Annotated in this window: 19 protein-coding genes and 2 pseudogenes; 9 read left to right on the top strand and 12 right to left on the bottom strand. The window is 49.6% G+C overall.

The genetic code is table 11. The features are described 5' to 3' along the window. Window positions 1-54: 54 nt before the first annotated feature. The 8 genes and pseudogenes from LKD70_RS07785 to LKD70_RS07750 all read right to left on the bottom strand — a co-directional run bounded on the left by LKD70_RS07785 (window position 55) and on the right by LKD70_RS07750 (window position 7,995). Window positions 55-1,155, bottom strand: a complete 1,101-nt coding sequence (locus LKD70_RS07785) for an ABC transporter substrate-binding protein (protein ID WP_008394689.1) — start codon at window positions 1,153-1,155, stop codon at window positions 55-57. 92 nt (window positions 1,156-1,247) lie between these two features. Continuing rightward, window positions 1,248-2,120 (bottom strand): L-serine ammonia-lyase, iron-sulfur-dependent, subunit alpha, encoded by an 873-nt coding sequence (gene sdaAA, locus LKD70_RS07780; protein ID WP_021966152.1) that lies wholly within the window; start codon window positions 2,118-2,120, stop codon window positions 1,248-1,250. Continuing rightward, the gene (gene sdaAB / locus LKD70_RS07775) at window positions 2,120-2,785 is read right to left on the bottom strand and encodes an L-serine ammonia-lyase, iron-sulfur-dependent subunit beta (protein ID WP_008394686.1); all 666 of its coding nucleotides are present in this window, start codon (window positions 2,783-2,785) and stop codon (window positions 2,120-2,122) included. Before sdaAB ends, sdaAA begins: the two co-directional genes overlap by 1 nt. 218 nt (window positions 2,786-3,003) lie before the next feature. After that, a pseudogene (locus LKD70_RS07770) lies at window positions 3,004-3,435 on the bottom strand (ornithine carbamoyltransferase); the annotation flags it as partial. A gap of 138 nt (window positions 3,436-3,573) precedes the next feature. Continuing rightward, entirely contained in the window at window positions 3,574-4,707 is a 1,134-nt protein-coding gene (locus tag LKD70_RS07765) for a toxic anion resistance protein (protein WP_227707463.1), read from the bottom strand. 20 nt (window positions 4,708-4,727) lie between these two features. Beyond that, entirely contained in the window at window positions 4,728-5,783 is a 1,056-nt protein-coding gene (locus LKD70_RS07760) for a hypothetical protein (RefSeq protein WP_227707462.1), read from the bottom strand. Next, a complete protein-coding gene (locus tag LKD70_RS07755; protein ID WP_177754553.1) occupies window positions 5,780-6,388 on the bottom strand; it encodes a 5-bromo-4-chloroindolyl phosphate hydrolysis family protein in 609 nt (202 codons plus the stop codon). Before LKD70_RS07755 ends, LKD70_RS07760 begins: the two co-directional genes overlap by 4 nt. Next, entirely contained in the window at window positions 6,388-7,995 is a 1,608-nt protein-coding gene (locus LKD70_RS07750; RefSeq protein ID WP_227707461.1) for a vWA domain-containing protein, read from the bottom strand. Before LKD70_RS07750 ends, LKD70_RS07755 begins: the two co-directional genes overlap by 1 nt. 439 nt (window positions 7,996-8,434) lie before the next feature. On the opposite strand from LKD70_RS07750, the gene LKD70_RS07745 reads away from it, so the two are divergent. From LKD70_RS07745 to LKD70_RS07725, 5 genes and pseudogenes are all read left to right on the top strand, one after another. Next, window positions 8,435-8,782 (top strand): helix-turn-helix domain-containing protein, encoded by a 348-nt coding sequence (locus tag LKD70_RS07745; RefSeq protein ID WP_177754555.1) that lies wholly within the window; start codon window positions 8,435-8,437, stop codon window positions 8,780-8,782. Continuing rightward, window positions 8,779-9,132, top strand: a pseudogene (locus tag LKD70_RS07740) (recombinase family protein); the annotation flags it as partial. The gene LKD70_RS07745 and the pseudogene LKD70_RS07740, both read left to right, overlap by 4 nt. Before the next feature lie 283 nt (window positions 9,133-9,415). Further along, window positions 9,416-9,901: a DUF5721 family protein gene (locus LKD70_RS07735; RefSeq protein ID WP_227707460.1), complete on the top strand. Its 486-nt coding sequence runs from the start codon at window positions 9,416-9,418 to the stop codon at window positions 9,899-9,901. Window positions 9,902-10,008: 107 nt separating this feature from the next. Further along, on the top strand, window positions 10,009-10,761 hold the full coding sequence (locus LKD70_RS07730; protein WP_227707459.1) for a MerR family transcriptional regulator: 753 nt from the start codon (window positions 10,009-10,011) through the stop codon (window positions 10,759-10,761). Between the two features lie 51 nt (window positions 10,762-10,812). Beyond that, the gene (locus LKD70_RS07725) at window positions 10,813-11,931 is read left to right on the top strand and encodes a hypothetical protein (RefSeq protein WP_227707458.1); all 1,119 of its coding nucleotides are present in this window, start codon (window positions 10,813-10,815) and stop codon (window positions 11,929-11,931) included. Window positions 11,932-12,554: 623 nt separating this feature from the next. Here the strand turns inward: LKD70_RS07725 and htpG are convergent. Next, a complete protein-coding gene (gene htpG / locus LKD70_RS07720; protein WP_227707457.1) occupies window positions 12,555-14,678 on the bottom strand; it encodes a molecular chaperone HtpG in 2,124 nt (707 codons plus the stop codon). Between the two features lie 254 nt (window positions 14,679-14,932). Between htpG and LKD70_RS07715 the strand changes: the two genes are divergently transcribed. Further along, window positions 14,933-15,439 carry a GNAT family N-acetyltransferase gene (locus LKD70_RS07715; RefSeq protein ID WP_227707456.1) on the top strand — a complete coding sequence of 169 codons (507 nt, stop codon included), beginning with the start codon at window positions 14,933-14,935 and terminating at the stop codon, window positions 15,437-15,439. Here the strand turns inward: LKD70_RS07715 and LKD70_RS07710 are convergent. Both LKD70_RS07710 and LKD70_RS07705 read right to left on the bottom strand, forming a co-directional pair. Then, window positions 15,420-16,361, bottom strand: a complete 942-nt coding sequence (locus LKD70_RS07710) for a DMT family transporter (RefSeq protein WP_227707455.1) — start codon at window positions 16,359-16,361, stop codon at window positions 15,420-15,422. The two genes, LKD70_RS07715 and LKD70_RS07710, sit on opposite strands and share 20 nt — an antisense overlap. Window positions 16,362-16,365: 4 nt before the next feature. Then, window positions 16,366-16,884: a peptidylprolyl isomerase gene (locus LKD70_RS07705; protein ID WP_227707454.1), complete on the bottom strand. Its 519-nt coding sequence runs from the start codon at window positions 16,882-16,884 to the stop codon at window positions 16,366-16,368. Window positions 16,885-17,126: 242 nt separating this feature from the next. On the opposite strand from LKD70_RS07705, the gene LKD70_RS07700 reads away from it, so the two are divergent. The 3 genes from LKD70_RS07700 (at window position 17,127) to LKD70_RS07690 (ending at window position 19,814) form a co-directional block, all read left to right on the top strand. Next, window positions 17,127-18,239: an ABC transporter ATP-binding protein gene (locus tag LKD70_RS07700; protein ID WP_227707453.1), complete on the top strand. Its 1,113-nt coding sequence runs from the start codon at window positions 17,127-17,129 to the stop codon at window positions 18,237-18,239. A gap of 165 nt (window positions 18,240-18,404) precedes the next feature. After that, entirely contained in the window at window positions 18,405-19,310 is a 906-nt protein-coding gene (locus tag LKD70_RS07695; RefSeq protein ID WP_227707452.1) for a PucR family transcriptional regulator, read from the top strand. A 3-nt stretch (window positions 19,311-19,313) separates the two neighbouring features. Beyond that, window positions 19,314-19,814, top strand: a complete 501-nt coding sequence (locus LKD70_RS07690; RefSeq protein ID WP_227707451.1) for a DUF6106 family protein — start codon at window positions 19,314-19,316, stop codon at window positions 19,812-19,814. A gap of 221 nt (window positions 19,815-20,035) precedes the next feature. On the opposite strand, the gene trxB is transcribed toward LKD70_RS07690, so the two are convergent. Beyond that, window positions 20,036-20,941: a thioredoxin-disulfide reductase gene (trxB, locus tag LKD70_RS07685; protein WP_227707450.1), complete on the bottom strand. Its 906-nt coding sequence runs from the start codon at window positions 20,939-20,941 to the stop codon at window positions 20,036-20,038. Window position 20,942: the final 1 nt, after the last annotated feature.

Genomic DNA, 20,942 nt, shown 5'->3' with positions numbered 1-20,942 from the left:
CATAAAACGGACCGCTGCACTTTATGCAGCAGTCCGGTCATCCGTCAATACATTTTATTGTGCGTAAGCTACAACCTCTTCCTGCCACAATGTTCCGATCGTCTGCGCGGTCTCGTCCCATGCATCCTGATCTTCTACCATTCTCGCGTTTGCATACTGGCTGTCGTCCAGGAGTTTTGAAGCCACATCGTCCGGAAGCTCCACATCCTCACGTATCGGTGTTGCATAACCTTTTGCAAGATTGATCTGTCCCTCATCACTTAAAATGTATTCTCTCGCAAGAGCCGCAGCACACGGATGCTTTGAATATTTGTTGATAATTGTAGCATATCCGGTCTGGATAGATGCCTCAGACGGGATAAAAACTGTAAAGTCTGCATCCGGATTATTCTCTACAAACTGCTCTCTGTAACCAAGAGCGTTGAAATCCCATAAGAAAGCTACTCCGACTTCTCCTTTCTCGATACGTGCCTGAGTAAACTCGCCGAGGTCAAGTCTTCCCTGCTCAGCAATCTGTCTGAAGTAATCAAGTCCCGGCTGAATGTTGCTTTCATCTCCGCCGTAAGCAATTGCTGCAGCAAGGACTGCATACTGAGCCTGAGTGGCAGCCTGCACGTCTCCGACTGCAACTATATAATCACCGTTTAAGATATCTTCAAAAGATGTAGGTGTGTCTTTTACGATCTTGTTGTTAACAATAACAGACATTGTGCCGTAATATCCTATGATCCAGTCTCCGTCATCGTCTTTCGCCCAGTCCGGAATCGAATCCCAGTAGCTTGTCTTATACGGAAGTGTAACTCCCTGCTCTTCCGCTACCGGTCCGAATGCCTGTCCTACATCACCAATATCCTTCGTAGCATCTGTCCCCTCTGTCTCAAACAGCGAAATTTCTTCCGCAGAAGACATATCAGTATCCACATGCTCAATCCCGTACGTATCTGTGTACTCCTGCCATGTTTCACCCCAGTTGGCCCATGTATCAGGCATCGCCGCAGATGCAAGTTCTCCCTCTTCTTTTGCCTGTGCTTCAATCTCTTCCAGAGTCATACTGTTCAGATCAACTGTTTCAACCGGTTCATCAGAACCGCATCCTGAAGCGATTGCCGCAGTAATACAGACAAGCAGCAACGCACTTATTATTCTTCTTTTCATTCCTGTTCTCCCTTTTTCAACTTCTTTTCTTTTGAATTACCGAGATACATTATAGGAAAATGATGTAAAATAATCACCAACGGAACGTTAAGTCATTGTAAGTTCAGGTTAAATTTTATTTTTCTTGCCTCCGGAGTATTGGCCACTCCGCCTTCCCCTGTCTCTTTTAAAGAAATATGCATACTCTCCCCTACTTCTTTCATCGCATCGATGACCTGATCCGGCGGGATTCTACTTACAATTCCGGCAAGAGCCATATCTGCGCTTGAAACGGCATTAACCGCACCTATCACATTCCGCTTAACGCAGGGCACTTCAACCAGTCCCGCCACCGGATCACAGACAAGCCCGAGAAGATTTTTGAGCGCCATAGCAGCCGCATGTGCGATCTGCTCTGCCGTTCCTCCCCTGAGGGATACCAGCGCCCCCGCAGCCATTGCCGATGCCGAGCCGATTTCAGCCTGACAACCGCCTGCCGCACCTGCAATAAAAGCCCGGGACGCAATAACCTGCCCTATCCCTGCGGCTGTATACATTGCCTCCGTGATCTCAGTATCCGATGCTGTTTTTCGGCTGTATATCGGAAGGAGCACTGCCGGAAGCACACCGCAGGCTCCGGCAGTCGGCGCTGCGACAATCCGGTGCATACAGGCATTCGACTCGCCCATCTCCAATGCCTGTGCAATCACTTCGGACATAAAATCCCCGCTCAGCGTATCGCCTTTTTCCATATAACTCCTCATCTGACCGCCCATGCCCCCCACAAGACCGCTGCGCGATTTCTGATCCTTATCGTAAGAATCTCCCGCTGCTTTCATAGCATTCCACATCTTCTGCATCATCTGAAAGGACGCCTGCTCTGTTACTTCCCGTTCCTCCATATCTGAATACTGTACCGCCTTCCAAAACGGAATACCTTCGCTGTTACACCTCTGTGTGATCTCATTTAAAGATGAATACGACATTACACTTCCTCCCCACGGATATACATAATACGCTCAATACCTTCCAACTTCTCCAGCATGGAGACTGTTTCCCGAGGAACCGTCTGATCTGTCTCTATCACCATTACTGCAAGTCCGCCCCTCTTATCCCGATAAAGCTGCAGAGTCGCAATATTAACATTCTTCCGCGACAAAATACCTGTTACTTCCGATACCATACCCGGACTGTCCTGATTGTGTATAATCAAAGTCGGACAGGAACCTGTACAGTGTACTTCCGTATCATCCAGTTTATCGATCATAATCCGGCCTCCGCCAAGCGAGGATGCCTGTATTTTTATTGACAGTCCTGTTTTCCCTTCCACTTCCAGTACAGCCGTATTCGGATGTGCCCCTGGGAGCCGTATATTTGCAAAAGAAAAAGACAGCCCCTCCTGTTCTGCCAGTTCAAAGCTGTCCGGTATGCGCATATCATCCGGCTTCATACCAAGAAGCCCTGCGATAAGCGCCCGGTCTGTTCCGTGTCCGCTCCCTGTCGCTGCAAATGAACCGCTCAAGCTGATCATGGCATTCACAGGCTCTTCTCCCAGCATTGTCCTTGTAACATACCCTATTCTGACCGCTCCCGCCGTATGGGAACTGGACGGGCCAACCATAACAGGGCCGAGAATATCAAATATGTTCATCTTCTATTTCTCCATTCTAATAATTTTAGCCGCAACATGGCGTCATATTCGTCCGACAGACATATTCAAGTGTAATTCTAACAGATATCTTTTCCCGGTTGTATTACATCCATGTAAAAAGCACGTAAAAATGCCGGACAGAATTAATACTTCTAACTCTGTCCGGCACTTGTCCGAAGACGCCGCTTCAAAAATATGTTTACCTGCGGTATCTGTTCTTATTCTTCAATTCCCAGCGTAGCCATCATCACAGCCTTGATCGTATGCATACGGTTCTCTGCCTCGTCAAACACTTTAGACTGTTCGGACTCGAACACTTCGTCCGTCACTTCCATATCTTCTATATTAAAACGCTCACCCATTTCTTTTCCGATCTTTGTCTTCAGATCGTGGAATGCGGGAAGACAGTGCAGGAAGATCGCGCTGTCTTTTGCGTTTGCCATCACTTCTTTTGTCACTTTATATGGAGAGAGCTCTTTAATCCTCTTCTCCCATACTTCGTCCGGCTCTCCCATGGATACCCATACATCTGTGTAGATAACGTCGGCATCTTTTGTTCCCTCTTTTACATCGGATGTCAGCGTGATCGTTGCACCTGATTCCTTTGCATACTCCTGACACTGTGCGACAAGCTCGTGCATACGGATAAGAGCTATCATACCTCTGCTTTTACATTCAGTCTTAAAAGCGGAGCCTGACGAAAACGCCAATATTTGCCAGGAAGAGCATAGATGCCGACCAGGATTAAATACAGTTTTTTGGGGAGTCTAGGACCCCTCATTTTTTCTTCACTGTATCGCGGTCAATAGGGCTTCTTTCAGCTTCTGTTCGATACTGAGGAGTTCTGTTTCGGCATTCTGGCGGGCGGCGCGGCCCTCCTGCTGGATCTTGATGGTTTCCTCGATGGTGGAAATCAGATCTGCGTTGACCTTTTTCAGCGTCTCCAGATCCACAATGCCGCGCTCGGATTCCTTCGCCACTTCTGTGCTGTTCTGCCTGAGCAGTTCTGCGTTTTTGGTGAGCAGGGTATTGGTGGCGTCGGAAACGCTTCTCTGCATTTTCAGCACGCTCTCCTGCCGGTGCAGCCCCAGGGCAATGACAATCTGGCTCTTCCACAGCGGAATGGTGCTGAGGATCGCTGTCTGGATCTTATCCACCAGCATTTTGTCGTTGTTCTGGATGAGACGGATCTGCGGCGCTGTCTGGATAGCGACGGCCTTGCTCAGCTTCAGGTCGTGGATCTTCTTTTCAAAACGGTTTACCGTGTCCTCAAAATCCCGCACTACCTGGGCGCTCATGGCGTCGCCCTTGGCCGTCGCTTCGGCGTGGAGCTGCGGTAGGGTGATTTCCTGCAATTCCTTCAGCTTTTCTTCGCCTGCGGCGATGTAAATTTGCAGTTCCCGGAAGTATTCCAGGTTTTTTTCATACAGCCCGTCAAACATGGTGATGTCCTTAAGCATCTGCATCCGGGCCTGATCCAGCTGCTGTTCGATGCGGTCGATCTGCACCTCCAGCTTTTCATACCGCTGCATGAACTTTTTAACGGCCCGGGAGGCGTTTTTCAGAAACGGGAGTTTATCCAAAAAGCCCTCGTCCAGTCCGTCCACATCCACCTCTTTGACCTTCAGCACCAGATCCGACATCAGCTCCCCCACATAACCGCTGTCCTTGCTGCGCACCTGTGTGAGGATATTGTCGGAAAAGCTGGAAATATTCCGCTGCGCCCCCACGCCGTACTGAAGCACGGCCTGGGAATCGATCAGGTCAATGCTATTTTTGACCTCCTCCACCCGTACCCTCTGCTCCGGGCTCAATTCTTCCACCTGAGCGCGCACCGCTTCCACGCTCGCAGGCTCCTGTACTTGAAGGGCGGTATGGCCGCTGCTCTGCATCAAAGTATCCAGTGTGATATGCTCTGCCATCTTTTATCTGCTCCTTTCCGCTATGAAAGCGCTTTAATGATCCTGTCCATGGTATTGGCATCCGGCATGGGCGCTACCTGCGTCAATTCCTCGGCAATACCGGACACCCCGAAATGGGCCGCATCCGTGGGGGTATCGTATACGCCGGTACGGAACCCGTGCTTTTCCCAGGCCAGCCGCTGGATGTCCTCATCCAGCAGGGCGTCGATCCCCGCCGTACCGGCCTCATCCAGGGCGATATACACATGGGAGGACCAGACGGTGGGCGTCGGGTACATCATCACAATGTCCCCCTTGATCTGCTCCCAAGTATCCGGGTTTTCCGCGGCGAATTCCAGCAACTGGTTTTCATAGCCGGCGATCAGAGGCTTGGCGCCCATACCGGTCTTCAGAAACTGATCGAACAAATCCGAGGAGGAGCTTTCCATATACCCCAGCTTCTGAAAAATGTTTTGCAGCCGGGGCAGGATCTCCGGAAGGTTGCTTTCATCCGCTACGCCCCCACAAAGGGTATTGGCCAAGAGCCCGGCGAACATGTTGCCGGAATTGGATTTGGTTGGATCGGTGGTGCCCACGGAAACACTGCCGTAAAGCTGGGGAAGGCCGATTTCCTCCCAAGTTGTGCCGGCTTCTATGGTCTCGGTCAATTTTTCCATGTCCACCGTGTATACGCCGTTTGTAACGACAGCAAGCCCGCTGTCGACCAAGGCCTGCGCCACGGCGCTGCGGGTATACAGGACGATGGGTGTATTGAGGATGATCTCGCTTTTCACCGGGTCTCCATGAACCTGCTTATACAGTTCCAGAGCCGTCTGATTGGAGGGGAATAGGAAATCCCGCCCCTCGGCGTCGTCGGTGACCATATCGATGGAACCTGCCTTGGCGTAGTCGATGACCAGCCGATACCTGTCCCGCAGGATATCCTGTACCTCCTCGTCTTCCAGCAGGCCGATTTTTTCGCCGCCCACATAACCGTTGATTTCAGTAACGGTTTGGCTATTACTGATGAATACATAGGCAGCGGCGGCTATGATGACAGCTGCCAGGATGCCCAGCCCAATGAGCTTAGTTTTCATTTTCCGCCCTCCATTTTCAAGGTGCTTTTCAGGAGTTCGATATCTGCCTCGATATCCAGCAGCTCGCCCTGCATCAGATGGGCAAACTGCTTTTCAAAGGCGGAGTTCAGCACCGGCAGGGCCTCCGCCGTCTTTTGCAGAATATCGGCGACCTCCCCCGAATGAAGCTCCGTCTCCTGGAAATCCACATATCTTGTCAGCAATTTGGCGGCCGTATCCAGATAATAGGTAAAGAAGCGGCGCGCCAGCTTAATTTTGTCTGGATTTTCCTCCAGATAGGTTAGGATCCGGGCCCCGGTAGCATATAGAGCCTGCGCATCCTGCCGCACAGAGGAAGTTTTGATCTCTTTTACTGCTTTATCAATGTCTGCCAGGTCCGCCTGGGCATCGTCCAAAAGTTGCCGGATCTCTTCACCGCCAGGCATAGATTCCACATCAATTCCCGCGATTTTCCGGCTGGGCTTGAGCAGGAAAAACAGTCCGAAATAGATGCCGACACACAGCAGGATGCAGACAATCAGATTCCAATGGAAAAATAGGAACAGTAGCAGGAAGACGATTGCAGCAGCAAAGGAGGAAACGAGCATTCGCGAAGTCTCTTTCATCAGTTATACCCCTTTACGCTGCGGAACGCCTCCGTCAGATTCTCCCGGCCGTCGAACACCCGGGCATTGGTATACCGCGCCAGCTCCTCCAGTTGGGTTTCGTCAGCGTCTCCAAACATGATGGAGAAGACCGGGACCTCAGTTCCAAGCCCGGCGTAAGCCGCCTCAAAATCGGACAGGGACCCGCTGGACTGCCCGTCGGTGAGCAGGATGATCGCCGGCGTATACTGCGACAGATCATATTCTCCCAGCAGCTCAATCCCCCGCACGGCGGCCGCGTACATATCGGTACCGCCGCCTACTTCCTGGTTTTCCACTTTGTCATAAAGCGCTTCCAGCTCGCTGCCGTTGCCTGTGGCCGTATAAGTGTCGATCACGCCCCCGTTAAAGGGAATAAGGATATTCACCTCGTTTTCTGATGCCTGCAAGAAGTTTTTCCGGGCGTTCTCCTGGATGAGCAGCTGCTCCATGGCCTGAACCAGCTGTTCATTTCCCTCGCCGCTCATGCTGCCGGAGTAGTCCAGGCAGTACACGGTAAGGGAAGGCTTGCGGAAATCGGTTTGGTATAGATTTAGGCATTCAAACAGAACATCGGCAGCTGGCATTTTGATGGAGGAGAGCACCCGGTCGGGCTGCAGGCCCCAGTCGGCCCGGAATACATCCTTGTTTTTCTCCGAAACCCCGGTGTAGCCAGAACGGCGGCCGGTGCGCTGGATCTCGTCCTGCACATCCTCCGACAGCAGGTATTCCTGCAATTTTAAAAACAGTTCCTCCTGGCCATCGTCCCCTTTGTCCACATAGCCCAGGGGCGAATCCGCCAGCGAAAGACCGTCATAGGGGTACACTACATACAGCGGCTCCTCGCCACGCTCTTCCAGTTCCCGGTTGGCCTGGATGACCAGGCACTCGTAGTTCACCATAGCGTCATAATCGCCCTGCAAGAACATGTCCTTCAGCCAGTCCGAGCTGCCGGAGGAGCGGTCCACGCCGGAGAGAAGCTCCTGCATTTGCGCCCTCAGTTCGTCACTCTGCAGATCCTCCGATGTGATGACTTCCGGGTTGCCCAGGAGCGCGTACAAAAATCCGATATACGCGCTGGCGCCGGAATTGGACTGAGTGGCGCTGGTCATGCAGAAGCGGAGTTTTCCGTTCCGGATCGCCTCAAGAAGGTCGTTTACCGACACCTCCCGCCCCACAAATCCCAGCTCCTCCGCCAGGCTTTTGCGGATACCGAACACCACCGGCGAAATGGAGATGGATTCCGCGTGCTTGATCCGGTGTTCCGTATCCCCCACCGTCAGCCACAGGCTGCTGGCCGGCCACACGGCGTCATAGGGGATGTCTTCCTCTCCCAGTAGACGCATGATATCCAGCGAGCCCATATAGGTCATCTCAATGCGCACATGCTCCCTGTCGGAAAACTCCTCCAAGATCGGTTCCAGTTCGGAATTTTCCGATCCGGAAACAATACGCAGCACCGAGCTACCACCACCCAAAACCGTGTCGGCTTCACCTCCGTCCGTGCTTCCTACATTGCAGCCACTGAACATTGTCAGTATCACGAAAATAGACAGCAGACAACCAATAAAGCCCCTTTTCATTTTCATAGTGAGACCCCTTCCTTTGCCAACATTCGTATATTGCAAAGTAAATATTTTTTACAATTACAACAATCCATTATATTTTACAATGCGTCGTGTAAAATCTGCTACCTCAGCAAGGTAAAAGATATGTATATTTGGAGCAGTATGTGGATGGAGGGCATAGAATAAAACAAAGATGCTGAACTTGACGACACCGCAAAAAATAGACGATATCGCAAACAACAAGGCTGAGAAGCATCTTTTCCTAACAGAATGAAAAACGCCACATACAGCGGCAGAAATGCCTCAAAATTGACCCGAAATCACACACAAAAGCGCTGATATATGCCACACCCCCTTTGGCAGAGAGCAATTCTCGATTTCTCTTAAAGATTCGTAATAGGTATTGCAATTATCTCTGATTTGTATTATACTATATTCAAGATGAATTGGAGGTGCTTTGGTGAATACAGTTGGTGAGCGTTTGAAAACCCTGCGCGAAGGGATGGGACTTTCGCAAAAGAAGATGGCTGAGCTGCTGGATGTGACCCAGCCGAGCATCAACCGGTATGAACACGGGAAAGCGGTTCCTATTGAGGTCCTAATCGGGTATGCGGACTATTTTGATGTCTCGATGGACTATATCACCTGCCGCTGTGATGAGCCACAGGGCAAGCTGTATCAGGCACGACCGCCGATCTCCGACAATCCGGAATTGGGGAAGTTTATCGAGATGTGCTTTGACCCACATTCTCCGATGAACGGACGGTTGAAAGAGGCCCTGTTCCGCATGATGGAGGGTAAACAATGAAAGCTGTGATTTACGCCCGATATTCTTCCGATAATCAGAGAGAAGCAAGTATTGAAGGACAAATCCGGGAGTGTACCGCCTTTGCCGAAAAGAACGGGATCACAGTCCTGCGGCACTATATCGACCGGGCTATTTCCGCCAAGACGGATAACCGGCCCGAATTTCAGAATATGATTAAAGACGGCAACAAAAAGCTGTTTGATATGATTATTGTCTGGAAACTCGACCGGTTTGCCCGGAACCGCTACGACAGCGCCCGGTATAAAGCGCAGCTCAAGAGAAATGGCATTAAGGTGGTTTCCGCTACGGAGGTCATTTCAGACGGCGCGGAGGGTATCATTCTGGAATCTTAGTATAATCCATTCTGACAAACAATTCTATACTTTTCCGAAATTTCTTTCACCCCTCCCCCCTCAATTTTCATTCAATTTTTTATATATCGTATTTTTTTCTGTATTTTTCTTTTCCGCAGAAATTTTTCCATCCGTCCGGCACTTTTCCCGGCTCTTCTGCACCGCCCTTTGTCCTGACAGCAGTTTTATGTGTACCGCAATTTTTTTCTGTGTTATGATAAATAACAGATATTTTCTAAAATTGCTCCGCCGGAGCGGTATATTTGGAGGCATTGAATCTATGATTGCACTGACACTGACTGACATTAAGGACTTTACCCTTCACCTTCTCAAAAAAGACACCTTCGACTCCTTCAGTTTTATTGAAGGGGAAATCGTTACATTTAATACATTCCGGATCGACGGATTTATTCAGAAAAGCTTCTTTGACACCGGCACTGAACTGCCCGAATATTCCTACTGGAAAAATATACGGGAGCACTGCTTTGCCGTAATCAAAGGGAAGCGCGCTCCCTTAAGCTTCCGCTTTGTATTCAGCCTTTCCAGAAAAAACATAGAACGTCTCGCCGCTCAGTCTGCGGCCCCTGTAACCCCGGACGATGTACAGGGGCTCTACCTCAATATTCATTATGACGGATGCCGCCTCACCTGCGTGACCGGCACCTCGTTCAAAACATTCACCATGAACAGGACGCTTGAGCACGCCTGGGATGAGATGGCGGAACGGTTTCTGAAGCAGAAGGAAATCGAGTATATCAGAGAGTAATTTCTCCTCAGAACCTTGACCTTCCAGCCACTGGAAGGTATAGAATAGGCTCACAGAACAGTCAAGAATATTCAGAGCCCCACCGGGAGAAAGGAGGAAACTGTCCCGTGAATATCAGAGAAGTGGAAACGCTGGTCGGCATCAAGAAGACAAACATACGATATTATGAGGACGAGGGACTGATCACCCCAAAGCGTAATGCCGGAAACAACTATCGGGAATACTCTCCTCAGGATGTGGAGATCCTCCGGAAGATCAAACAGCTTCGGGAACTGGATATCCCTCTCGCCGATATCCGCGAAGTGATCAGCGGACGGCTGTCTCTTACAGAGGCCGCGGACAGAAGACTTGCCCGTCTCCAGAATGAAAAAGAACACCTGCAGATTATAGAGGACCTCTGTCTTAAAATCCGCTCGGAGGAAATGACTTTCGGCACGATGGATCTGTCCATTGACGAAGAAGACGGAATCTGGAAAGAACAGGAACGCCGCATCACCCGGACAGACAGGAATCCCGGATATATGGAATCCCGGATCGGAAGCGTTATCGGCTATGCGCTGATGTATGCCGGAATGTGCGGCAGTACTGCCGGTTTTGGCCCCGGAACGGAAGCCAGGCTCTTTGCCATACTCTGGTTCGCCGCGTTTTTCGCTGCCGGAGTGATTATTACACTGAGAAATGATCTCTATCTGCTCCGGAAATATAAATGCAGATATCTTTTTGCCGATCTGCTGTGTATCCCTCTTTCCGCCGCCGTTATACAGTATGCGCGGGCTGTGGAGTTTCCGGTTGTCGCGGCAGAAGTCCCGGTGCTGGTGTATATTGTGATGAGTGTGGTCTATAAACGCGGGATCTGCTGATTTGTCGGGAAGGGCACTGGTTGGGTGAGCGTTCGCGTGCAGTAGATCACGATGTTCCTCGGAGGCACGCTCGCGCTCGGGACGAACGCAGCGGTGCTAAGCGCGCAAAACACGCGCGCAAGTACCGGCGTTCTTTACGGCCCCCTGCGGGACACCGTGATCTTCCGCACGCTGGGCTTCATCCAATCAGTAGTGTGCCCATCCGGCACCCTCTTTCCAAAACGCAACCGCAAATCCGGACGGAAGAGATCCGGCACAGGCAACACGATCAACCGTACATTCAAATCCACACTTTTTATCATGCTTTTCGAGGATAAGAACAATCTGCTGGAGCTTTACAACGCAATGACGGGAAAACACTATTCGGATCCCGAGCTGCTGAAAATCAACACACTGAAAAATGCGATTTACATGTCCATGAGAAATGATCTTTCCTTTCTCATCGACGGCAGGCTTTCCCTGTACGAGCATCAGTCCACCTATAACCCGAATCTGCCGCTGCGGTTTCTTTTCTACATCTCCCAGCTCTATTCGGGGATGACGAAAAACGAGAACCTGTACGGCACGGCGGCAGTAAAACTTCCGCCGCCGGAGTTCGTCATTTTCTATAACGGCGAAAAAGAGATGCCGGAGCGGATGGTCAGAAAACTGTCTGATCTGTACACTTTCAAAACAGAAGAGATCCGGCTGGAGCTGGAAACCGTCATGCTGAATATCTCGGGAGATAATAACGTTCCGCTGAAAGAGGCGTGCCGGACGCTCCGGGACTATGCCGTGTACACGGACAAGATCCGGGAGTATACAAAGACGATGGAACTGGAGGAAGCTGTGCAGCTCGCTATCAGGGAATGTCTCAGCGAAGGAATCCTGAAAGAATTTTTGGAGAAACACAGAGCGGAGGCGAAGGAAATGAGTATTTTTGAATATAATCAGGAACGTCATATGATGCAGGAACGAGAAGCTGCCTGGAACGAGGGCAGAGCAGTTGGCGAAAAAGAGGGACGCGAAGCCGGAAGACGTGAGGGGCTCCGTGAAGGACTGCGCGAAGGACTCCAAAAAGGGATTCACGATGTTGTACGAAACATGATCCAGCAGGGACTTAGCGACGAACAGATCATAAGTTATTGTAATATCACAAGCGAGGAGCTGGAAAACTACAAACAGGGATAAGTTTTGATTTGCCGGGAGGGACACTGATGAGATAAAGGGCCGCGTGCATTAGATCACGATGTCCCTCGGAGGCACGCTCGCGCTCGGGACGAACGCAGCGGTGCTAAGCGCGCAAAACACGCGCGCAAGTACCGGCGTTCTTTACGGCCCCCTGCGGGACACCGTGATCTTCCGCACACTGGGCTTCATCCGAACAGAGGTGTGTCCATCCGACAAATCAGCAGTGTAAATAAAAAAGAAGACGGAACTTTGTTGATAGATAACAGCTGGTGATACGACTGTTAGTGTCAATAAAGACCGTCTTATTTTTTTCAATATTTTACAACAGTGATAAATCGCATTCCGATAATTGAGTTATAATTCCATCATACTCCTCAATCATAATCGATATCGAAGCGCCACCCGGCGCTCACTTTCCAAACCGCATGATTTGTCTGAGTGCCTGGATGCGCCCAGCCGTAAGGAGGGAGCTGGTTGAGCCCCGTAAAGCAGCGCCGGTGTTTGGGTCGCGTCCTTTGCGGCCTTATGCACCGCTGCGCTGCGTCCCGAACGAAAGTGCGGGTGAAACCAACACCCTCCTTACGGCGGAAGTATCCTACTCGCTCCGACAAATCACAGCCTTCCTACTTCGTCAGCAGCATCATGATCTCATTGCTCCGCTGTACGAATGCCGTCATCTCCTCAGGACTCAGCGGTTTGTGCGCCAGCATTGCCAGATCATAGAGCTGTTTGCAGATCACAGGTACGTTTTTGCTGCGCTTGTGCTCTACAAGGAATTTGACCAGCGGGTGGTTCGCGTTCAGCACAAGTGTTGCCTGGCTTCCGAACATGGACGGATCCATACCGTTCATGCCGTACATCCGCATCATCTCTGCCATACGTCTTTCCTGCTCGGATAGGATCGCCATGGAGGCGACTTTATCGTCTTTTAACTTCTCCACTTTCACATCCAGTTTGTCATTTCCGAGCTCTTTGCGGAAGATCTCCACAAGGCTGTCTGCCGTCTTCTGGAACGACTCTTTCTCATCCTCCGCCACTTCATCCTTGAGAGATGAGTGAACGTCAGCATCGATTCTTAAGAACTGAATATCCGTATGCTTCTGCTCAAGATAGGTCACAAACGCGGAATCAATATTGTGTGTCAGAATAATCGCGTCCTGTCCCTGTGCCTTGAACATGTTGATATACTGGCTCTGCTGCACTTCATCCGTCACATAATAGATGCTCGTCTTCTCTTCCTGCTTGTCTTCCGGCTGCTCTCCCTGAGCATCTGCCGTGTCTGAAGCCTCACCATCTGCAGAATCGTCGGACGCAGCGTCTGTACCGTCGCCTTCGGACTCTGTCTTTGCAGCTTCGCCGTTTGCAGCTGTCGCTTCTGTCTCTGTCTCCTCTGATGCCCCTTTGCTCTCTTTGATTGCCTCCTCAAGAGTCAGGTACTTATGATCCAGGTTTTTATAGATCAAGGAGTCTTTCATCTTCTCTCCGAATTTCTCATCCTTGAGGCATCCGAACTTGATAAACGGGCTGATATCATCCCAGTATTTTTCGTAGTTCTCACGGTCTGTCTTGAACATTCCGACCAGTTTGTCCGCCACTTTCTTGGAAATATAATCCGCCACTTTGTTTACGAATCCATCGTTCTGCAACGCGCTTCTGGAAACGTTCAGCGGAAGATCCGGACAGTCAATCACGCCCTTTAATACCATAAGGAACTCCGGAATCACTTCCTTGATATTGTCCGCGATGAACACCTGGTTATTGTACAGCTTGATCGTTCCTTCGATGGAATCGTACTCTGTGTTGATCTTCGGGAAATACAGGATTCCCTTTAAGTTAAACGGATAGTCCATATTCAGATGAATCCAGAACAGCGGCTCCTTATAGTCCATAAACACCTTGCGGTAAAACGCAATGTATTCGTCCTTTGTACACTCGCTCGGATTTTTGCCCCAGAGCGGATGTGTATCGCTTAAGGAGACCGGACGTTTCACAATCTTTACCTTTTTCTTCGGTTCGCCCTCTTCTCCTTCTTTTTTCTCCTCCTCGATGTGCTCGATCACTTCATCTGTGTCAAGCAGTTCGTCCTCGTCGATTGTCTCGTACTGAGGCTCTGCATTTGCTCTGGTAAGGAAGATCTCCACCGGCATGAAGGAACAGTATTTTTCAAGCACTTCACGGGCACGGTACTCATTCGCGAACTCCAGGCTGTCCTCATTCAGAAACAACGTGATCTCTGATCCGACTTCCGTTCTGTTTCCGTCCTGCATCTCATATTCCGTACCGCCCTGGCTCGTCCAGTGAACCGGCGTTGCCCCTTCTTTATAGGAAAGCGTATCGATCTGCACCTCGTCCGCAACCATAAACGCAGAGTAGAAACCAAGTCCGAAATGTCCGATCATATCATCTTCTGTTGTCTTATCCTTATATTTCTCAAGGAACTGCGTAGCGCCGGAGAAGGCGATCTGTGTAATATATTCCTCCACTTCGTCAGCCGTCATTCCGAGACCGTTGTCGATAAATTTCATCGTCTTCTCTTCCGGATTAACGATCACTTCAATCTTCGGCTTGTATCCCTCCGGGAGTTCATACTCTCCCATCATATCCAGTTTTTTCAGTTTTGTAATAGCATCGCAGCCGTTTGACACAAGCTCACGCACAAAAATATCATGGTCGGAATATACCCATTTCTTTATAATCGGAAATATATTCTCACTGTCAATCGATAAATTTCCCTTTTTCGTTTCCATGATGACACACTCCTTTATTAAAATCTGCAGGTATTTTCTACATCCATAACACATTCTAGTACAGCGATATTCAAAAGTCAACAGAAAATTAGCACTCTCTTTCAAAGAGTGCTAATAATTATGTTAAAAGTATAAATATTGTATAAAAAAGATTCAGCGCATATACTTTTAATTATACGCAAAAATGCTATACTTAAAATGCTGTACTTGATTGAAGCAAGAGCGATAAATTTCATTTCAGGGAGGTACTCACAGTGAACAATACAGAATTTTCAGCAAAAAGAGCCGTAACAGATGAGCAGATCCAACAGATCGCCGAGCTCGCCGTCGTTATCTGGAACGAGCACTTTACCCCTATCATCGGGAAGAAACAGGTTGATTACATGGTCGAGAAATTCCAGTCCTATCCTGCTCTTAAAGGACAGATCAGCGAGGGTTATGAATATTATCAGCTCTATAACGGAGACGAATTCTGCGGATATATCGGTATCCACCCGGACAGTGACGGCAGACTCTTTCTGAGCAAACTCTACATAAAAAAAGAATGCCGCGGCCGCCATCTGGCAACAAAGGCATTCCATTTCTTAAAAGATCTCTGTGAAAAACGCGGTTATCCTGCAATCTGGCTCACATGCAACAAATACAATGAAGACAGCCTTGCCGTATACCGCCACCTGGGCTTCGAGACAATCGACACGCAGGAGGCCGACATCGGCGGCGGTTTCATTATGGACGACTACATTATGGAATATCGCATGTAGAATCCGGGGCCATCACTTTATCCGGTCTGTTCACGATGATAATTCCGGCGCTGACAAGTACAAGCGCGATCAGATTTTTCACTTCAAATACGTCTTCCCCGAGGATAAGACCGGAGAGGGCCGCAGCAAACACCGGGATAGTGAATGTGTAGACCGCAACTTTTCCAACCGGATTGTATTTCATCAGTATTGTCCAGATACTGAACGCGGTTGTAGACAGAAGCGCCATGTAGATAAGGAGGAGCACGCTCTGCAGCGTGAATCCTTCCACCCGGCCGCCCATCGCAAATCCGATGAGAATAAGCAGGGCGCCGCCCATCAGCGTCTGGTACGCGGTAATCGTCATGGAGCTTTCCTCATCCGCGATCATTTTCAGAAGAACCATACTGATTCCATATACAACGGTACAAAGAAGAACCATTCCTTCCCCCTTAAGGGAAAATCCGCTTCCCCACGCTCCGGGCGCCAGATTCACGGCGACAACACCGGCAAATCCGAGAATGCATCCAAGCGTTTTCTGAACGTTCATCTTCTCATTTTTCAGCATAAAATGCGCCGCAATGATCGCAACGAACCCCTGGGATGCATTGATGATCGACCCTTTTGTTCCGGTCGTGTACGCAAGCCCTATGTAAAAACACACATACTGCACTGTGGTCTGCAGAATGCCCTGGCGGAAAATATGCCATACCGACGAGCGCTTCATCGTAAGAATCCGCTTTTCCACAACGCATCCGATTATAAATGTAAATATTCCCGACAGGAAGAACCGGTATCCCGCAAACAGAATCTGGCTTCCCGTTCCTTCAATATTCAGCCACTCGTATCCCAGCTTGATGCACGGAAAAGCGCTCCCCCACAGCGCACAGCACAGCAGGGAAAGCGCACACACAACAGCCGGCTTCTGTATTTTCAAATTCATTTCTCTACACAGTCTCCGGCTCTTCGTACTCTTCTCCGAACAGTTCCACCGTTACTTTCTTCATCACCTGCGGCTCCAGCGGTCGGTCACTGTAATCTGTCGCAGTCTCCGCGATCTTATTTACCACGTCCATTCCCTCTGTGATCTTTCCGAACGCCGCATACGCGCCGTCAAGATGCGGGGACTTCTCATGCATGATAAAGAACTGGCTTCCCGCCGAATCCGGATGCATTGCGCGCGCCATGGAGAGCACGCCCGGATCATGCGCCAGATCATTCTGAAACCCGTTCTGGGAAAATTCTCCCCTGATCGAATATCCCGGACCTCCCATACCGTTTCCGTTCGGACAGCCGCCCTGAATCATGAAGCCACGGATAACACGGTGGAAAATGAGTCCGTCATAAAAGCCCTTGTTCACAAGCGAGATAAAGTTTCTCACTGTGTTCGGCGCGATCTCCGGATAGAGCTCCGCCTTCATGATATCTCCGTTTTCCATCTCAAATGTAACAACTGGATTTGCCATAATTAAAATTCCTTCCTTTCACACCATTCACATTGCGCCCGCGTCTGACGCGGCACATGTATCAGGGAATAATGTAGCGAATTTGCGCCCGGCCGTCAACGTCAACCACGCTCTGGTCGAAGTGTACATTTTTCTTCTCCTTTTTTGGTTACTCGTTACATTGTCGGTTTCTGCCTCCGGGAGTATACTGTTTTTCAGAAAGAAACGAACTACGTTTTTAAAAATTAAGGAGGCTACATAAAATGGCAAGCTTATCACTTGAAGGCATTCAGAAAATTTATCCGAACGGATTCCACGCAGTTAAAGACTTTAACCTTGAGATCGAAGATAAAGAGTTCATCATCTTCGTAGGACCGTCAGGATGTGGTAAATCAACAACGCTTCGTATGATCGCAGGTCTGGAGGATATCTCCGGCGGTACACTGAAGATCGACGGAAAGGTTATGAACGATGTAGAGCCGAAGGACCGTGATATCGCAATGGTATTCCAGAACTACGCTCTGTATCCGCATATGACAGTATACGACAACATGGCATTCGGACTGAAACTCCGTAAAGTTCCGAAAGACGAGATCGACAAGAAGGTTCGCGAGGCCGCAAGAATCCTTGACCTTGAGAAACTGCTTGACCGTAAGCCGAAGGCTCTTTCCGGTGGACAGAGACAGCGTGTTGCCATGGGACGTGCTATCGTTCGTAACCCGAAGGTATTCCTTATGGACGAGCCTCTCTCCAACCTGGATGCAAAGCTGAGAGTTCAGATGCGTATCGAGATTTCCAAGCTTCATGAGAACCTGGGTGCTACAATCATCTATGTAACACATGACCAGACAGAGGCTATGACACTTGGTACAAGAATCGTCGTTATGAAAGACGGAGTTGTTCAGCAGGTAGATACACCGCAGAACCTTTACAATACACCGTGCAACCTGTTCGTTGCAGGATTCATCGGATCCCCGCAGATGAACTTCATGGATGCAAAATGCTCCATCAAGGGCGATGATGTTACTCTTACAGTCGGACAGCATGTGCTGAAAGTACCGGCTTCCAAGAAGAAAGCTCTCATCGACGGCGGATATGACGGAAAGACAGTTGTTCTTGGTATCCGTCCGGAGGATGTACATGACTCACAGGCATTTATCAGCAACTCACCTGACAGCATCATTGAGTCTACAATTAAGGTTTACGAGCTGCTCGGTGCAGAAGTATTCCTGTACTTCGATGTTGAGGGAACTCAGATGACAGCCCGCGTAAATCCGCGTACAACACTGAGAACAGGCGACAAGGCTGTATTCGCGCTCGACATGGAGAAGATCCACGTATTCGACAAAGAGACAGAGTTGACGATTACAAACTAATGTTTTAAAATTGGAATAGCAGCTTAAGCGGTTGCTAAGATGCTATTCACTGCTGGTCAGCCTGACCGGCAAGCTTACCGCTTATCTATCATAATATGAGGGGCTGCACTTTTTAAAAGGTGCAGCCTTTTATTTTCTGTATTACAGGCAAAACAGGAGATGGGTATGGAGCACACACAGGAACTCGAAAAAGCACTCGCAGAGCTTACCCGCGTCACGGGAGTTACTCTGGATGTCAAAGCGAATACACCGGAGGAAGAAAGGCAGGCACTCTCGCAGATTAAATGTCTGTACACGGCATATAAAGAAAAATACAACAAAACCGATTTTCTCCAGGGGCTCATGACCGGAGGCATCCCGTCCTATGACATCCACGAGCGGGCGCAGCGCCTCCACATTAATCCCGACGAGAAACGGGTACTTTTTCTTCTGGAGTCCGATACAATGGATGAGGCTGTGCCGGAAATTCTCAAAAACCTTTTTCCCGCACAGACAAAGACTTATATGATCCCCATAAGAGACCGCGCCGCGGCCATCCTCCGGCCCCTTCGCTCAAACGAGACTGCCGAGGATATCCGCAGGATCGCCCGTACCATTGTGGATACGCTGAATGCAGAGGCTCTCATCCAAATCCAGGTGTCCTACAGCTTTGTGATCCAGTCTCTTTCCGATCTCCCCGAAGCGTTCAGGGAGACAAGCCTGGCACTGAAAGTCGGTAAGCTCTTCTATTCGGAACAGACGGTATTCCCGTACAATGAGCTCGGGATCGGGCGTCTGATCTATCAGCTTCCGGTCTCTCTGTGCGAAAATTTTTTAAAAGAGATATTTGGTCCCGAGATCCCGGATTCTCTCGACGAAGAGCTTCTCGGAACAATCAATCGGTTCTTCCAGAACAATCTCAATATCGCCGAGACGTCCCGACAGCTCCACATGCACAGAAATACCCTGATTTACCGTCTCGAACAGATAGAAAAACGCACCGGCCTCGATTTGAGACTTTTTGAAGATGCCATGACATTCCGGATCGCGGCCATGGTGTTAAATTATTTACACGCAGAAAGGAACCAGTAAATTATGAACGACGCAATGTACGAACAGCTTGTAGCCCGCAAACCAAAGGCCTACGATATTCCGCTCCGTATCCTTGTGCTCCTTGTGATCGTGGCGGTTGCATTATTCGGTATGCTTTTCGTAGGCATGATTTCCTTTATCGTTGCAGTCATACTTGCTTTTTTGGCTTATTACTTCATCTTCCCGAAGCTCAATGTGGAGTATGAATACATCATCCTGAATCACGATCTTCAGGTCGATGTCATCTACAACAAAGCAAAGCGCAAACGCCTTCAGAATTTTGACATTCAGTCTGCAGAGATCATCGCACCGAAAGGATCGCCGAGACTGAACTCGTACAAATCGGACAAGATCTACGATTACAGTTCCGGGAATCCGTCCGCAAAGGCTTATGCGATCATGCTTCCGCTGGATCAGAAAAACGCATGTGTTTATATTGAACCGGACCAGAAGATGATCGATCATATGAAACAGTGGATGGGGATGAAGATGTTCCAGGATTGATGAATCTGTCTTTGCTTCTCAGGAAAGCACAGCAGAAATAAAAACTGCATATCTGAAGAAAGAAAATCCCCTCTGAAACTGTGTTGCATGAACGGCGAGTGGAGCGCGTATGCGCGACTTTGAGCAAGGGAATGCAATCACAGTTTCAGAGGGGATTGTAATATAAGTCGTATTCTGTTTTTAATTTCTGATGTGGTTTAACTGTTGGACAAAGACAGTTCTCACTCCGCTATATATTTGCACGCGGCAAGTGCCGCAACAGCCCCGTCAGCTGCGGCTGTTGTGAGCTGTCTCACTTCTTTTGTCCTGCAGTCTCCTGCGGCAAAGATCCCCGGGCAGGATGTCACGCAGTCCTCAGCGGCAAGAATGAATCCGCTGCCGTCCAGTTTCACAAGATCCGCAAACATTTCGTTTTTCGGGATCTGTCCGACGGCGATAAATACACCGGACACGGCAAGGCTGAACTCCTCACCTGTCTTTTTATTGTTCAGAACCACGCCTTCCACCGCCATATCGCCTGTGATCTCTTTTACCGTTGCGCTTAAGACAAACTCCACATTTTCCTTTTCCCGCAGCCTGCTTACGATTTTCTCTTCTCCCCGGAATTCATCTCTCCGGTGAATCAGATATACCCTGCTGCAGTAATTGGACAGAAACTCCGCGTCCTGCAGCGCTGTACTGCCGCCTCCCACAACAGCTACGTCTCTTCCCCGGAAGAAGGCGCCGTCGCATGTAGCGCAGTAGGACACTCCGGAGCCGGCAAGGCGCTCCTCTCCCGGCACTCCCAGATGCCGGTGCGACACTCCGGTCGCAAGTATGACGCTTCTGCACGGGTATTCCTTTCCGGCTGTCTCGATTATCTTCACTTCACCCTCATCACGTATTCCTGTCACCTGTTCCATCACAGTCTCCGCGCCAAGTTTCATCGCCTGATCAAGAAGATTCATGGAAAATTCGCTTCCGCTCACACTTGCGATGCCGGGATAATTTTCTACATTGGGAGATGATGTAATCTGCCCCCCGAATACAGATCCCTCGATAATAACCGTGCTTTTTCCGGCGCGCTGTCCATATATGGCCGCCGTCATCCCGGCGGTTCCGCCGCCGATAATTCCAATATCGTACATA

This window comes from Ruminococcus turbiniformis (assembly GCF_020687545.1).
In the GTDB taxonomy this organism is placed as follows: domain Bacteria; phylum Bacillota; class Clostridia; order Lachnospirales; family Lachnospiraceae; genus Mediterraneibacter; species Mediterraneibacter turbiniformis.
This window is presented reverse-complemented; position numbering and strand designations above follow the sequence as displayed.